The sequence below is a fragment of the Shinella sp. BE166 genome, from assembly GCF_051201095.1.
Lineage (GTDB): Bacteria > Pseudomonadota > Alphaproteobacteria > Rhizobiales > Rhizobiaceae > Shinella > Shinella lacus.
Window position 1 is genome coordinate 25,302 of sequence record NZ_JBPEHL010000001.1, and the last position, 16,035, is coordinate 41,336.

9 protein-coding genes are annotated in these 16,035 nt (G+C 66.1%); 3 read left to right on the forward strand and 6 right to left on the reverse strand.

Annotation, left to right across the window (positions count from 1 at the left end):
* The first annotated feature begins 70 nt into the window (after positions 1–70).
* From J2Y63_RS00125 to J2Y63_RS00135, 3 genes are all read left to right on the forward strand, one after another.
* On the forward strand, positions 71–571 hold the full coding sequence (locus J2Y63_RS00125) for an NUDIX hydrolase (RefSeq protein ID WP_435265018.1): 501 nt from the start codon (positions 71–73) through the stop codon (positions 569–571).
* A 102-nt stretch (positions 572–673) separates the two neighbouring features.
* Positions 674–1,936, forward strand: coding sequence for an MFS transporter (locus J2Y63_RS00130; RefSeq protein ID WP_435264365.1), 1,263 nt, complete (start codon positions 674–676; stop codon positions 1,934–1,936).
* A gap of 151 nt (positions 1,937–2,087) precedes the next feature.
* The gene (locus J2Y63_RS00135) at positions 2,088–4,289 is read left to right on the forward strand and encodes a methyl-accepting chemotaxis protein (RefSeq protein ID WP_435264366.1); all 2,202 of its coding nucleotides are present in this window, start codon (positions 2,088–2,090) and stop codon (positions 4,287–4,289) included.
* A 70-nt stretch (positions 4,290–4,359) separates the two neighbouring features.
* On the opposite strand, the gene J2Y63_RS00140 is transcribed toward J2Y63_RS00135, so the two are convergent.
* From J2Y63_RS00140 to J2Y63_RS00165, 6 genes are all read right to left on the reverse strand, one after another.
* Entirely contained in the window at positions 4,360–5,466 is a 1,107-nt protein-coding gene (locus tag J2Y63_RS00140; RefSeq protein WP_435264367.1) for a hypothetical protein, read from the reverse strand.
* Between the two features lie 91 nt (positions 5,467–5,557).
* Positions 5,558–7,489 carry an SWIM zinc finger family protein gene (locus J2Y63_RS00145; RefSeq protein ID WP_435264368.1) on the reverse strand — a complete coding sequence of 644 codons (1,932 nt, stop codon included), beginning with the start codon at positions 7,487–7,489 and terminating at the stop codon, positions 5,558–5,560.
* Between the two features lie 3 nt (positions 7,490–7,492).
* Positions 7,493–8,632 carry a VWA domain-containing protein gene (locus tag J2Y63_RS00150; RefSeq protein ID WP_435264369.1) on the reverse strand — a complete coding sequence of 380 codons (1,140 nt, stop codon included), beginning with the start codon at positions 8,630–8,632 and terminating at the stop codon, positions 7,493–7,495.
* A complete protein-coding gene (locus tag J2Y63_RS00155) occupies positions 8,629–12,579 on the reverse strand; it encodes a DUF4132 domain-containing protein (RefSeq protein ID WP_435264370.1) in 3,951 nt (1,316 codons plus the stop codon). Before J2Y63_RS00155 ends, J2Y63_RS00150 begins: the two co-directional genes overlap by 4 nt.
* A gap of 22 nt (positions 12,580–12,601) precedes the next feature.
* Complete coding sequence (locus J2Y63_RS00160; RefSeq protein ID WP_435264371.1) at positions 12,602–14,932, reverse strand: DUF5682 family protein; 2,331 nt, start codon at positions 14,930–14,932, stop codon at positions 12,602–12,604.
* Positions 14,904–15,989 (reverse strand): ATP-binding protein, encoded by a 1,086-nt coding sequence (locus tag J2Y63_RS00165; RefSeq protein WP_256115251.1) that lies wholly within the window; start codon positions 15,987–15,989, stop codon positions 14,904–14,906. Before J2Y63_RS00165 ends, J2Y63_RS00160 begins: the two co-directional genes overlap by 29 nt.
* Positions 15,990–16,035: the final 46 nt, after the last annotated feature.

Here is a 16,035-nt window from a genome sequence, read left to right on the forward strand (position 1 = left end):
CTCTCGTCGCCTTGCCCCTGCAGGTGCGGTAAAGTGGCCGAATTGCCCCGCGGATGAGGAGCCCAAAGCGATCAAGAAGGCGAAGGCGCCGAAGGCCGCCAAATCCAAAACGCTTTTGCAGAAGCTCGCCGAAACCCCCGAGAAGCTGTTTTCGGGGGCGTTTCGCCAGCAATATGGTGCCCTGTGTTTTCGCTATGTGCCGGACGGATCGGGTTTCGAGCTCCTGGTCGTCACCTCGCGCGACAGCGGCCGGTGGATTATTCCCAAAGGCTGGCCCATGAAAGGCAAGAAGCCGTTCGAGGCGGCGGCGATAGAAGCCTTGCAGGAAGCCGGCATCAGCGGGAAGATTCGCAAGAAACCCGTCGGCTGCTACACCTATCTGAAACTGCTGGACGACGGTGACGTCGCCCCTTGCATCGTCGATGTCTTCCAGATCGAAGCGACGGCCTTCGCCGAGAAGTTCAAGGAAAAAGGCGAGCGCGCGATCGCCTGGGTCACTCCGGACGAGGCCGCGCGCCGCGTGCGCGAAATCGAACTCAAATCGCTGCTTATCGAGTTCAAACCGCGTTGAGGTCTTGATCTGCTGTTCACGCCGCGCCGCTCCAAAGCGGATGATCCTTGACGGCAGTCCAAGAACGTTCAGTGTGCAGACTGAGTCGAGGAGAGACCAAGCATGGCATTATCGGGAAAGCAAATTGGGGCGCCAGGGGACCTTGGCTCCGGCGAGGTCGATTCCGCTTATGCATGGCTGCGGCTGGCACTCACGCTCGTTCTCGGCACTGTTGCCTGCGTCGGCAACTGGTCCGTCGTGGTGCTGCTGCCGACCCTCCAGATCGAGTTCGACACGGTGCGCGGCGGTGCCTCGCTGCCCTATACCTGCACCATGCTGGGCTTTGCCTTCGGCGGGGTGGCGATGGGGCGCCTGGCCGATCGGGTCGGCATCGTCCTGCCTGTGTTGCTTGGGGCATTCCTGCTCTGCATCGGCTATGTCCTGGCTGCCTTTACCAGCAATATCTGGCAATTCGCCGCTCTGTCGGTGGTGATCGGCCTTGGTTCGGCTGCCGGTTTTGCGCCGCTGATCTCCGACCTCTCTCATTGGTTTCGCAAGCACCGGGCACTGGCGGTCGCTTTTGCTGCCTCGGGCAGTTATCTCTCCGGCGCGGTGTGGCCGCTGATCATCGAGCATTTTCAGGCGACGCAGGGCTGGCGGGCGACCCATATCGGCATCGGCCTCTTCATCCCTCTGGTGATGGTTCCGATCGGTTTGTTGCTGAAGCGGCGCGTACAGACCGCCAGCTACGCCCAGGCCGAGGCCGCAACCGAAGCGGCGCGCAACGAGCTCGGCCTGAAACCGAACGTGTTGCAGGCCATTCTCGTCGTCGCCGGCTTTGCCTGCTGCATGGCGATGTCGATGCCGCAGGTCCATATCGTCGCCTATTGCGGGGATCTCGGCTATGGCGTGGCCGTGGGCACGCAGATCATCGCGCTGATGCTCGGGCTCGGCGTCGTCAGCCGCCTGGCTTCAGGGGTCGTGGCGGACAGGATCGGCGCAGGCCCGATGCTGATCCTCGGCTCGTCCATGCAGGCGGCGGCGCTGCTGCTCTATCTGTTCTTCGACAGCCGGTCGTCGCTCTACGTGATCTCCGCCCTGTTCGGGCTGTTCCAGGGTGGCATCGTGCCGATGTATGCGGTGATCATCCGCCAGTTCTTGCCGCCGCGCGAGGCCGGCATCCGCATCAGCCTGGTTTTGATGGCGACCGTGCTCGGCATGGCCTGCGGGGGGCTCGCCGCCGGCTATATCTTCGATGCCACCGGCTCCTACCGTCTCGCCTTCCTGCACGGCTTCCTTTGGAACATCGTGAACCTTCTCCTGGTGAGCTGGCTGATCTTCGGGCCGAAGCTGCGCCAGTGGAGAAGGGAGGCGATGGCGAGCTGAAACGGCTCGTCGGCTACAAGAAATTGCGATGCATTTTTCGCCTGGAAGAATTTACTCAAAATTGAAGGATTACTCCCCATCAGTAATGCAACTCAAGTTGTGCCAAGGTGGGGATTCAATGCCTGAAGTCGAGATTAGACGTCCTCTGTGGATGACGATCACGGCCTGCGGTTTCGCAGCCGTTCTGTTTTCCAGTGTCGCGATCGGAGGCACGGCGTGGTATCGGCAATCGATCGCGACCAAAGACGCCTTGCAGCGCGAAATCGCGAGCGACCTCGCCCTCATCGAAACGGACATGGCGGCCCAGCGCAAGGCCGCATCCGCCCTCGCGCTGATGGTTGCGGGCGAGCCCGAGGTTGCCGACCTGATTACCAAGAACGCTCGCGACGAGATCGTCGCCCGGCACGCGCCGACCTTGCCGGCCGTCGTGCGTGACGGCGGCCTGCAATTGATGACGTTCGTCAATGCGAATGGCGAGGCCGTCGCCCGCATCCACACGCCGGACAAATTTGGCGACGACATGAAGGGGCGCCGCAAGACCATCGTGGAGGCGCTGTCCAGCGGCAAGCTCGTGGCGGGCATAGAGCCCGGCCGCACGGCCGTCAGCATGTTCGCTTCGGCTCCGGTCATCAGCGGCGGCCAGACGGTCGGTGTTGTCGACGTTGGGACCAGCCTGGTGAACGCCTATTTCGAGCCGCTTGCGAAACGGATCGGCGGCGCTGTCGTGGTCCATATCCTCGTCGATGGCAAACTGGAAAAGCAGGCCTCGACCACGGATTCCGTGTTCCTGTCCGACGACGACCTGAAGGCCGCCTTCGACGGGGAGGCGCTTGAAAAGCAGGTTGTGTCCAACGACGCGACATTTGTCGTCAAGGCGGTGCCGTTCAACAATTATTCCGGTGCCAAGATCGGTATCCTGGAGATCGCTTCCGACGTCAGCTCGATCGTTGACGAAGGAAAGACGGCCCTGTGGATGACGGTCATCGGCACGGGCGTGGTTTCGCTGCTGTCGCTTCTCGGCTTCCTTCTCTTCGCCCGCTCGCTGGCCGGCACGCTCGGCCGCCTGACGGGAACGATGACGAGCCTGGCTGCCGGCGATCTCACGGCGACCATCGAAGGCGATGCCCGTCGCGACGAACTCGGCGCGATGGCCCGCGCCGTCAAGGTGTTCAAGGACAATGGCCTGAAGACGCGTGACCTGGAACGCCAGGCGGAAGCCCAGCGCAGCGAGTCCGAGGAGCATCGGCGTCTTGCCGCCGAGCAGGATCGCGTCCGCGGGGACGCGATGGCGCAGGCGACCAACGGCCTTGCTTCCGGGTTGCAACAGCTTGCCTCCGGCAATCTCGGCATCCAGCTGAACCAGCCGTTTACTGAGGAGTTCGAAAGCCTGCGCAGCGACTTCAACCGTGCCGTCGCGCAGCTGCGCGATACGATGGCCGCGGTTGCGGACGCGACCGGCTCCATCGACAGCGGATCGCGCGAGATCAGCCAAAGCGCCGATGATCTTTCCAAGCGCACCGAGCAGCAGGCTGCCTCGCTTGAGGAAACGGCCGCGGCGCTCGACCAGATCACGACCAATGTCGGCAATTCCTCCAAGCGCGTCGACGAGGCGCGCACGGTCGCCATTCAGGCGAACCAGAGTGCCCGGCAGTCGGGGGATGTCGTTGCGAACGCGGTCGATGCCATGGGCAAGATCGAGCAGTCTTCGAACCAGATTTCCAGCATTATCGGCGTCATCGACGACATCGCCTTCCAGACCAACCTGCTGGCGCTGAACGCAGGCGTCGAAGCCGCGCGTGCCGGCGATGCCGGCAAGGGCTTCGCGGTGGTCGCACAGGAGGTCCGCGAACTCGCGCAACGCTCCGCGACGGCCGCCAAGGAAATCAAGGACCTGATCCGCAATTCGTCGGCCGAGGTTGGAAACGGCGTTCATCTGGTGAGCCAGACGGGCGAGGCGCTGCGAACGATCGAGGGCTATATCGTCTCGATCAACCAGCACATGGACGCGATCGCGACCTCGTCGCGCGAACAGTCTATCGGGCTGACGGAGGTCAATACGGCCGTCAACCAAATGGACCAGGTGACCCAGCAGAATGCGGCAATGGTAGAAGAAGCCAATGCCGCCGGCGCCACGCTGGCCAATGAAGCGACGCGGCTGCGTGAACTGGTCGGACAGTTCCAGTTGGGAAGCGGTGCGTCCGCAGGTCACTCCGCGCGGCGGGCTGCACCCGTCGCCAAGGCCGCTCCATCGCACTCACCCGCCCGCAACATGGTCAACCGCATCGCCAGCGCCTTCGGGACAAAGGGTTCGGCCGCCGTGGCAGTCCAGAACGACTCCTGGGAAGAATTCTGAGCAGGATGAGCTGTGCGTTTGTCGAAGCCCATGACGTTTTTCATGGGCTTCGACGCGTGTAGTGGTTTCGTCATTTCCAGCTCTGATAATCAGCGGCAGTGCATCCGAATGGCGCCGGTCCATCGCCGAAGCGTTTTTGCAGCTCGCCGCAACCCCATCGGTTGAGCGCCTCGGGCATCATGTTGTTGATGTCCATGCCGGGCGAATTGTACTGTGAAGGTGCGCTCGTGACGTACCAGAGCCAGTAGCCGAAGATGCCGGCGACGAGCAGAATCAGCACGATGAGAAACAGGCCAATGCGCCGTGCCAGGGACATTCCCTTGAGCGGCGCCGCGACAGGTCGTGCGACCGCCGGCTGACCAGCGCTCGATGCGGCTGCTGCCAAAAGCGGTGCGAGCGCATCGGCGCGCTCCTGGTCGGACATGTCGATCCGCTCCAGCCGGTCGTCGAGAAGAACGGGCAGGGCGGTGTTGCCGTGCCAGACCGCCAGTGCCACCGCGTTGTTGCCGGCATCGCCTACGATGATCGGCTCCTGCCCGGCCTCGAAACGGGTATAGGCCACGCGTTTCGTTTTCCGCTCGCTCAGTCTGTCCGCATAGGTGACCGACAGGCGCTTGCGCTTGTTGTCGATGGCGGTGATCTCGACAGGGATGGGCGTCAGGAGTGCGGGGTGCCGCAATTGTGCGCGCACACGCAGGATGCGCAGGGCCAGGAAGATCATCGCCAGCGACCCGCCGCCCAGCAGGATGGCGAAGGCGGAAAGCGTGATGATCCGGTTCCACAACATGTCGAGACCGAGGCTGATCGTGGCGAGATCCGGCTGGTCCGCTGAAATCACGGCGCCGGTCTCGTAGTCGCCGGTGTGGAAATCGACGAACATCACCTCGACGTCTTTTTCGTACCGCTGGCCGTCGTAGTCATAGGTAAGATCGACCTCGCAGGTGGTGAAGACGGCTTTGCGCGTCGTGCACTTGCCGTTGATATCGGCATTCTGGAGGACAAGCGGATTCTGGCTGATCTTGTAGTCGCGAAGGATGCCTGGGCCTTCGGTCATCACCATGAACACGGCAATCACGAGCAGGATCGGCGTGGAGAAATAATAGGCGAGCGGCGTGGAAATGGCCCCGCGCTTGATGGTGAGAGCGCGGGCTGGAAGCGTGATGGTTGGAAATGTCATGATCTGCCTGGAAATTGTTTCGCTTATGGTGTCGGCAAGGTGGAGACGGCGGGACAAACCGATAAATTCGCGAGCAAAGACATCTCTCTAGTCACTCGATACGGTCGCTGGAGGTCGTTTGGTTCCATGCGCGGCTTTCCTGCACTGTCAGAAGCCAGATCGCGGCACGGCAAAACTCGGTGTGGTCCGCTGCCGGCGCTTGTCTCCAAAGGGAAAGCCGCTCGGCCATGGCGCGGTAGCCGGCGCCGTCAAGCCGGGCGTGGAGCGAGGCGGCGAGGGCATCGACGGCACTTCGCGCGCGGCTTCCGGCGTGCAGCACACCGCTGAGGAGCCGCTCGGTCTCGTCCAGCAGGTCAGACCGCGCATCCATCGCCGCAGGGATCACGCTATCCTGCTCTTCGGCGACATCGAGATCGGGAACGATGAAGCGGTCGGCCGAAAGCGACCATGGCGTGCAGACGAGCGCGCCGCTTTCCATTCTCACCGGCCCTGCCACTTGGCGGAGCGCGCCCCACGCGCCGTCGAGCGCGGCAGCCAGCACGCCGGTCGCACCGGGAGCGCCGGCATCGAATTCCCGCTCCAGATAGAGCGTGCCGCCGTCGCCCTTGAGGCGCACCGCAGCCTCCCATATCTGGCGTCCGGGCGCCCACGACTGGCCGAGGACGGCCTCCACCTCGAAGACATGCACCGCATCGCAGAGCCTGCGTGGCCGCAGCAGCGCGATGGGACGGGCGGAAAGCGCGTCCGCGAGATCAGCAAGCCTGGTCGTGGCGAGCGGCCGGGGGAAAGCGAAGACCGCGTCGCGCGGCATGACCTGCGTGCGCCCGCCGCTGCCGCTGCCGACGCCGAGCAGGCCGTCCGCACGGCGGCGCGCGACGCTGGTGAGGATCTGCCCGCGGCCAATGCCGGCGACCGGCAGGCCCGGCGCCATCTGCCGGCGCACCACCGAGGCCTGGAAGGTGTCGCGGTCGGCGGGCAGCGGCGAGAAGAGTCTCTCGATCAGCATGGTGGCGCCCATGTCGCTGTCGGCAAGCAGGATGGAGGCGCGGATATCCGTGCCCTCCTGCCGGAGCCGGGCACCGAGCGAGACGAGGCGCGATTTGCCCATGGCGGTTTCAAAAGGCTCGCCGATGCCAAGCGCGCTGGCGGCGTCGCCGGCCCGCGTGCGGGCGTACAGCTCTGCGGCAAGCCGGAGCACGGCCCGCTCGTCGTAACGGGCGCTCCTGCGTTCATAGGCCTCGATCTGTTCGCGCAGTGCGCCGAGAACGAGAAGCATCTGTGCCGCGCCGAGCGCTTCGGCATGGCGGTGCGCGGCCGCGAGCGATTGCTCATAGGCAGCCGGTCCGGCCGTGATGCCGGCCTCGATGAGGCGGGAAACGACCGCGTCGCACGCTTCGCGGAGCTTTTCCCTGGAGCCGCCGCTGTCCGCCGCGCGCCCGCCGCCGATCGTCGTTTCCCTGCCGCCGTCGGCGGCCCGGAAGGCGCGGATTGCCAGCGCGATATGCGCGCAGCCCTGGCCCTCCACGCAGTCGCAACGGGCATAGGACAGGTCGTCCGGCACGAGGAAACGCACGCTTGCCATCGGCAGGTGCGCCGTGGGTGTCTGTCCGTATTCGAGCCGCACCGTGTGGCGGGACGCCATGAGGCGGGAGAGTTCCGCTTTCGTCGATTGTGCCAGCGTGGCCTCGAAGACGTCCGGGTCCCGCGCGGCGGGGTTCCAGTTTGGCGTTGCCGGCGCATCCGAGCCCGTCGCTTCCGCCCGATAGGCGACGGCCAGCATGATGCGGTGGCGGCACACACCCGAGGACGGGCAGGTGCAGCTTGCATCCGCGAGGCCCTGGCCGGGGGAGAGACGGGTCAGCGTGCCGTCGGAAAAGCGGGCTTCGATCGTGCCGTCGGCCGCTTCCGCGATGGCGGGTCCGCTTCCGGCGGCAAGCTCGCGAACGGCCCGCTTGACGAGGCCCGCATTGGAAAGCTGGACCAGCCCTTCGTCGGTCAGCGCGATCAGGTCGGAACGGGCCATGCGCTAGCGTCCGATCTTTTCGGCGAGCCAGCCGGCCAGCTCGCCGGGTGTCATCGCGCCCACTTCCGCCCCGGCGGCAACCAGCCGGCGCGCCATCTCGCGATCGTAGGCGGGGGCCGCTTCCGAATCGAGCGCGGCAAGGCCGAGCACCAGGGTGCGCTGGGCGGTGAGCGAGGCGACACGCTGTTCGAGCATGGCAGGGCTTGCGCCCTCGTAGAAGTCCGAGATGAGAACGACGATCGCCCGCTCCGGCTGTTCGATGAGGCCGGCCGCATAGGCGACGGCGCCTTGAATGTCCGTGCCGCCGCCGAGCTGCACCTTCATCAGCAGCTCGCACGGATCGTCCACATCCTTCGTCAGATCGACGACATTCGTGTCGAAGGCGACGAGGTGGGTGCGAACGCCCGGCAGCCCCCAGAGGCAGGCGGCGGTCACCGCCGAATGGATCACCGAATCCAGCATGGAGCCGCTCTGGTCGACGAGCAGGATGATCTGCCAGGTCTTCATGTGCCGCTGGTTGCGGGCGAAGAAATGCAGCCTTTCGACCGTCAGTTTGCGTGTTTCGGGATCGTAGTGCTTGAGATTATCCTTCACCACCCGGCGGAAATCGAGGTCGCTGGCGATGCGGAACCGGCTGTGACGCCTCCGATCCACCACGCCGGAAAAGGCGAGCGTCAGTTCGCGGCTGAGCTTTTCCATCAACTGGCGCACGACCTCCTGCACCAGCTTGCGCGCCAGCACCAGGATGTCGGGCGACATCAGGTGCTTGGTTCGGAGCACCGCTTTCAACAGCGTCTCGTTCGGCTCGGCGCGCGCCAGCACCTCCGGGTTCGTCACCACGTCGTCGATCGCATAGCGCTCGATGGCGTCGCGTTCCAGCCGCTCGATGGTCTCCTTTGGGAAGAGCCGATGGATGTCGTTGATCCATTGCGGCGTCGTCAGCGCAGAGCCGCCGCGCCCGCCCTGGCGCGCGATGTTGCGCGTGCCGTCCTCCTCCTCGCGCCCGTAGAGCCAGTCGAGCGCCGCGTCCATGGCAAGCGTCTCGCCGGCAAGCGCGCCGCCAGCGGAGCGGCACGCCCCATCCGCCGCCTCGCCGAGGACGAGGCGCCACCGTGTCAGGGCATCGAGCGCCGGCACCGTCATTTCACCGCCGTTTCCGCAAGCAGCGCCAGCCCACGCAGCATTTCGCTCGCCGTCACTGGATCGAGTTCACCGAAGGTCCGGGTGCCGCCCTTGTTGCCATATGGCTGCTCCAGCGAGAGTTTGCCGAGGGTCTGGAGCTTGTCCTCGAAGTCTGCCGCGCCGGCGAAGAGGCCGTCGCTGAAGTAGAACATGGCGTCCTTCGTCGTGCCGTCCGCGAACCGGACCGGCCGCTCCAGCCACCAGATGCAGCCTGAATCCTGCGGCGAGCCGAGCTGCCAGCCACGGGACGCCATGCCGCGAATGCGGGCCGATTCCACCTTGAGGTTTTCGAAGCGGTCGATCTCGCGCGTCGTCTTCTCCGCCTCGCTCAGCGTGTGGATCTCGCGGCCAAGCTGCGCGAAGGGCTGCGATATCTCGTAATCGCCGAACAGCGCACCCCAGGCATCGAGCCCGCCTGCTGGCAAATGCAACGGATGGACAAGCCCGATGAAGCCCGGCGCGCTCGCCGAAAAGTCGAGATCGAGCGTGTCGTCGGCGGCATCGGTAACGGAAAGATCGTCCGAGACCCGGAAGACCGTCGTCGGCACGGTGCGCGGATCGCGGTCACCATAGATGCCCCAGACCAGGCGCTGGGTGAGATGGCGGATCAGCGGATGGCTGGCGAAGAAGGTCCAGAAGACATCCGGGGCCACGCGCCGCGAAGTTGACAGCATGTTTTCCAGCCGCGCGATCTGGAGGCTCGCAACCGCGCGGGCATCCTTCTTCAGGGCCGCCCATGTCTTGACGGCGGTCGCGGAAAGCTCTCCGTCGTCCGATTTCGCGGGCTTCGGCAGGTCCTTCAGCCGCTTTCCGGTTTCGTCCTTCACCCAGGGCTTCAGGAACTCGTCGAAACCGACGCGGAAGCGGCGGGGACCGAAGTCGAGGTCCATGCCGCCGCGCTCGTCGAGGTCGAGGTCCGGCGCCAGCCGGTCGGCCAATTCTTCCGGTGTCAGGTCGCGTGCTTCGGCGAGGACGGCGATCTTTTCGCGCGCCCGCTCCTGGAGGCCCTTGAACTTCAGCTTCTCGGCGATGCCGTTGAGGTTCATCAGGGCGACGTCGGTGCCGATATCGGCCAGAACGTCGAGGCCGGTCACGGCACGCTGGTGGGCGGATTCGCCCGGCCACTTGCGGATCAGCCGGGTCAACTGGCGGGCGCATTCATCGTCGCCCAGCCAGCCGATCGCCCGCAGCGCCCAACCGTCCTTGCCCGGCGCACCCTCCGCCAGCCAGGCGGAAAACAGGTCCCAGGAGAAGCGGGCAAGGCTGTCGGCGGTCGCCGCGTCCTTGACGACGTCGATGCCGGCATAGATCGCCTCCGGCGTGGAAAACGACACCATTTCCGCAAGGGCGGTGACCGCCTCGTCCGGAAACGCGCCGCCTTCCTTCAGAGCCGGGCGGGCAAGAGCAGCGGGCTTGAACCAGGCGGGCAGCTTGGCAATGCGCGCCGGATAACGGCCGAGCGGGTCGCGGTCCAGAACCTCGGCGAGCGCCTTGTGCACATCGGCGGACTGCGCCTCGTAGGTGCGGGCGATCGTTTCGATTTCTTCGCGTGTCTCCGCCCGGTCGGCAATCAGCCAGCGCAACGTATGCTCCGCGGCGTCGCGTGCCGCGCCCTTCCTGCCGACGGCGTCAGGGATGAGCCGTGTGATCGCCGTCTGGCGATGGCTCCGCAGCCAGTGCATGGCCGGCAACCGTGCCTTCTTGAGCTTGAGGAGCGCGCGGGCGGCAAGCGGGGCGAGCTCCGCCGCATCGACGTCCTTCACCTTGTCGAGCATGCCGATCGGGTCGCTTTCGACCTGGCGCAGCAGGCCGGGAAGCGCCCTTTCGCCGAAGCGCGCCATCATGCGCGGATAGACATCGCCCATGAAATAGCTCGCCAGAACGCCCGGGCATCCCCAGAGCGTCATCGCCAGCCCGTCGGGCTGCTGCTCGACGGCATCGATCAGCGTGTTCCATCCGCTCACGGTCAGCGCATAGGAACGCGCACTGTGGATTTCGCTCACGCGCTGCGCGACGAAGGCGAGCACCTGCTCCTCGTCATCGCCGGGCTGCGGCACCGATAGCGACCGCGGCACCTTGTACCAGTCGGAGAGTTCCTTCGCCTCGAACTCGCGGATCGCCGCGATCAGCTCCTCCGTCGTCTTGACGATGCGGGCGCGCGAATGGCGCCAGCGGTTTTCTTCCGGGAGGGGCTCCTCGCGGTGATAGCGGAAAGGTGTTGCGACCGGCTTGAGATCCAGCACCGTGTCTTCGTTCCTGACGGCCTTCTTGCGCCACGGCGGGTCCTTCAGGACCGCTGGCAGGCTTTCGGCCGCGGCAAGTGGCACATTGTTGGTTTCAAGCAGCCGTTCCAACTGGGTGAGCGGCCGGCCGCTGCCGGCCCAGGCCTTCAGGGTTTGTGCCGGATATTGCTTGATGAGGTCCATCACCCGGGCGCGGACAACCGGTTCGTTTCGTCCCGCGGCGAGCGTTACGAGATGCTGGCGCAGGCCGAGCGCCGGATTGGCCGCCATCGCCTCGTCGAGCGCAGCGCGGATCCACTTTTCATGCAGATAGGGCAGCAGCACGGTCAGCGCCGTATCGTCGCCGGTGGCGAGTATGATGCGGGCCAGCGTCGTGCGCTGTGCTTCGTAGCCATAGTGGAGCATCCAGTCGAGCATGGGCAGCGGCGTTTCGCCGTAATGCCGCACATTGGCGATGATGCTGGCCGCGATGTCCGAGAGCGGGACGTCCAGATAGGTGAAATACATGAAATAGGAGCGCTTTGCCCGCCATTTGCCCGTCGCGGACGGCGGCGCGTCGACGATCAGCGGCACCATGCAAAGCCACGCACCGATATCCTCGCCGCTGGCGGCAGCCTGGTTGAGGACGGAGAGCGGCGTGAGGTCGTGTGTGACCGGCCGGTCATCGCCCAGGACGAAGGCGTAGATGGTTTTCTTCATCCAGTCCTGCTCCGCGTGGTAGGCCGGCGTCAACAGGCCGATCGCCTGTTCGTAATCCTGCTGCGGCAGCGACGTCAGCACATCGCGCAGGGCAAGGTCGAACGGCGCGCTCCAGGAGGAGGTGTCATAGCCGTGGCGGCCCTTGCGGACATTGCCGATGGAGGGCAGCACGGCTTCGATAAGGGCCTCGACGCCGCCCGTGCCGACGAGCCAGAAGAAGAAGGCGCGCAGGGTGAAGAGGCTCGCCGCCCGCTTGTCCTCGCGGCCCTTCTGCCCCATGACCAGGCCGTCGCTCGCAAGAAGGATCTGCGAGATCCATTTCTGCGCCTCCGCGGGATCGAGGCTCGTCGCTGCCTTTCCGGCAAACTTCGATTTCAGCCAGCCGACGGCGCCGCCGGAGGCAGGGTCCTTCGGGCCGGTCTCGCCCATCCTCTCCGAAAGCCAGGCTAGGGCCTCGACACCTTCCTTGCGAACAAGCGGCTTGATGCTTTGCAGGTCGGTGACGAGCTGCGCCCAGGCACCCGCCGGGTCCAGATGTGGATGCGGACGTGAGCGGGTGGCGAGCGGCTCGCCAAGCAATGTTTCTAGCTGGGTTTCGTCCAGATGGATCTCCGGTGGAGCCGGCTCCGGAGTGCTCTCGTGAGGCGTCTCGGCGACCGGCTTTTCCTCGATCTCGGCTGCCGCTGCCGGCGCGGGCTTTTCCGTCTTCGCTTCGGCGGGTTGGGGTTTCGGTTGAGGGGCGGCGGGCGCGGCCGCACCGTTTGCCGCCAGCACATAGCCCTTGCCGGTCTTCTCCTTGACGAGCTTCTTCTTTTCCTTCTCGGCGTCCTCGGCGCTGTCGAAGTCCTTGTCCTTCGTCTGGCCCTGCGTCCCGATCCGCCCGAAACGCACCGTCAGCCGGTTTCCTGCGACGGCGGCTTCCCAGAATTTGGAGGAGGTTCCCTCGACGAGTTCGTAGCGTTCCATGCTGTCTATCCTCATCTCATCATCAAACCAGCCCGGCATCGGCAAGACGCCGGGCGACGATTGCTTCGAGTGCCAGTGCCGCCGCCTGGTCGGTGGCATGTGCCGGCTGGCGCATCCATTCCAGCGCCTGGATTTCCGCCTGCGCCTCGCTTGCGCCGTGGGCGCGAAGGATGACGCGCGACAGCCGCTCCCGCTCGCGCGGCGGGAAAAACGCGAAGGCCTGCCGAAGAGCAGGAAGCGCTGTCAGGAAGGCATCGTCGTGCCAGCCGTCGATCAGGGCGCGGACGGCATCGATGACGGCCGTGTCGGCAGCAATCTCCTCGCGCGCCAGCGCAAACAGCCCTGACAGGAAGTCGCCGAGCTGGTCGGGCCGGCTGAAACGGTGCATGCGGCCGGCGACATCGTAGGCGCCGGCTTTACCGCAGGCCACGAGCGTGCCCAGGGCCGCGCCGGCAATGGCAGGCGCCGTTTCCGCATTCGCCAGGCACCGGCCGAGCGTCGCCAGAAAGGCGTCGCGCTCGATGTCGAGGTCCGGGCAATCGCGCAGCATGTCGCGGCAGGCCGCGAATGCCGGGACGGCGCGCAGGCCCTCCTCGTCGTTGTGAATGGACTCTGCGGTCTGCAGCACCTTGTCGAAGACGGCCTCGCACAACTCGCCGAGTGCTTGCTGCGCGGCGACGCCGAAAATCTCGCCGAAACGATGCAACTGGACGGCCAGACGGCCCGCCGCGCCGATGGCACCCATGTCGTGCGAAAGCGCAATGCCTTGCGCGAGCTGTGCGGTCAGGTCGTTTTCGAGAACGAGCAATCCGGCAAACAGCGCGTCGGCCAGGCAAAGGGAGAGGATCTTGAGGTCGCCCCCGGCTTGCGCCGCGCGGTCGCTGAGGAGGGCGGCGGCGGCCATCGGCAGCGTGCCGCCCCAGCGCGAAGCCTCGATCAGCATGCCTTCCGCATCGCGATGGAGGACCAGCCGGAAGGTTTCCCGCGGGGCGGCGGTGCGGGGCGCCAGCGGACCTTCAAGCCGTTCGAGACCGGGCATGCCGAGAAGCCGCAGCGCGTTCAGCGTGTGGGCGCGCTCCCTGTCGGCCGCGATGCTCCAGTCGAGTTCGATCCGGCGGGCGCGATGATCGGGCGTAAGCCCCGCCTCTGCCAGCCGGATCTCGATGTCGGTGATCAGCGGCGGCCGGCGCGTTCCGGGCGCCAGCCGGCCGCGGCGTTCGCCGGTCAGCGCCTTCAGCATGGCAACGAGGGCGGGATGGGTGCCGGCACGCACAGCGCCGTCGCGGGTCCAGGCGGCGGGCTGGTCGAGCCCATCCTTGACGAGGGTCGCGAGCGCCGCGTCGAGCAGATCCGAACGCAGCCTCGCACGGTGGCCGCGTGCCATGGCGAGCGCCTGCGCATGGGTGTGCCAGGCCACCCGATCGGCGGTGGAGACGACCTGTCCGGCGGCCCGCATCGCCTGCGCGATCGCGTTTTCCGCCCAGTCGGCGGCGGCATCCAGCCCACGGGCGAAAACCTGTTCGTAATAGGCGGGAGAGGGCATGCCGGAGGCGTAGCCGGTGAAGCGGTCGAGCCGGCGGTAATCGTAAGGCACAAGGTAGCTTCCGGCGCGCTCGTCGCCGGTCGGGGCCGGGACGGCGGGCCGTTCCCCATCCGCCTCCCTTGCCAGCCGCCGTATCGCCTCGGCATGCCAGCCGCCGCAGACGAGGACCACCTTGCGGTTTTGCGCCTCCTTCAGCGCCCAGGCGGCATGGGCGGCCATGAAGCGCTCGCGGGCAAGCTCCTGCGGGTCCTCGCCGCCCTCCGGGCGCAGCAGGTCGAAATAGCGGTCCAGTCGGCGCTCCAGTTCGCCGCTCGGCGCCTGTTCGGCCAGCGCATCCCAGACGGCATCGCGGCCATCCTCGCCAAGCGCACCGGCCACGGCAGCCTCGGCCGCGGCAGCACGGCGGCCATGCGGGTCGGCATAGCGGTTGGCCCGTTCGCCGAAATCCGGATGCCAGGCCGGCAGGTCGCAGAAAAGGGGCGTCGCGCCGATCTCCCACGATACCTGCAAGGCCTCCCATTCCGGCGAATAGGCGCAGAAGGGGGAGTAGGAGGCGTAGCTACGGTGCCGGCTCGCGTGATAGCTGAAGATCGCAAGCGGCAACTGGTGTTCGAGCCGGAGATCGGCCAGATGCGGATTGAAATCCGCCGGCCCCTCGATCAGCACGAAGGCTGGACGGTGGCGCGCGATGGCCTGGCGGACCAGGCGCGCGCAGGCAGGCGAATGGTGCCGGACGCCGATCACGACGAGCCGTTCCTCCGCTGCCGGTGCGGCCTTGCGCTCAGGGCGTGAGAAGATGCCGAGCCGCATAAAACGCCTTCCAAGCTTCGCCGGACCGCTTCGATACCTTCTGCTCCAGATAGCGCCGGAGCTTTGTGAGATCTTCCGCATTGTCCTTGGCGGCGGTGCCGGCAAGGCATTCGATGATGTCTTCGGGCCGACCCCGGTCGCCACGCATGTAATGGCCGCGCACGCCGACGGCGTGGGCGACGCTGACGGCCTCCGCGGTGCTCATCACGGAACTCAGCCGCTCCATGCCCCCTTCGGCCGAAAGACCGTCGCGCAATTCGCGAAAGCAGGTGACGAGGACCTCCAGCACGTCGTCGTCGGGTGCGGCCGGCACGCCGGAGCGCGCGAGCAGCTTTGCCGCCTCGCGCTTGACCAGCGCCAGTTCCTCGTCCGCGTCGCGGATGGGGAAGACCGTTTCGAAGTTGAAGCGCCGCTTCAGCGCCGCCGACATTTCATTGACGCCGCGGTCGCGGGTGTTCGCGGTGGCGATGACATTGAAGCCGTCGCGGGCGAAGACCATGCCGTCTTCGCCGGAAAGCTCCGGCACGGCCATGACCCGGTCCGAGAGGATCGACAGCAGGGTATCCTGCACTTCCAGCGGGCAGCGGGTGATTTCCTCGAAACGCACGATCTTGCCGTCCGACATGCCGCGATGCAGGGGGGCCGGAACAAGCGCGCGCCGGCTCGGCCCCTCGCTGACGAGGAGTGCATAGTTCCAGCCATATTTGATCTGGTCCTCGGTGAGCGATGCGCCGCCCTGGATCGTCAGCGTCGAATCCGCGCCGATGGCTGCGGCAAGCAGCTCCGAGAGAAAGCTCTTGGCCGTGCCCGGTTCGCCGATGAGGAGAAGGGCGCGGGAGGTGGCGAGCGTGACCATCGCGCGCTCGATGAGCGCGGGGGAAGCGACGAGCTTGGCGCTCGCCCCATCGCCACCGAGCACGAAGGATTTGACGGCGCGCAGCGAAAGCGCCCAGCCGGGCGGACGCGGCCCTTTGTCGGTGCGACGCAGGGCGTCCAGTTCCTCTCGATATGCGATTTCGGCAGGGGGGCGTTGGATGGCGGCGGTCTGTTGAGGCATGCGACAGATCGGTCCTGTTCTGGCGGGCTGCGTCGAAACGGGATCA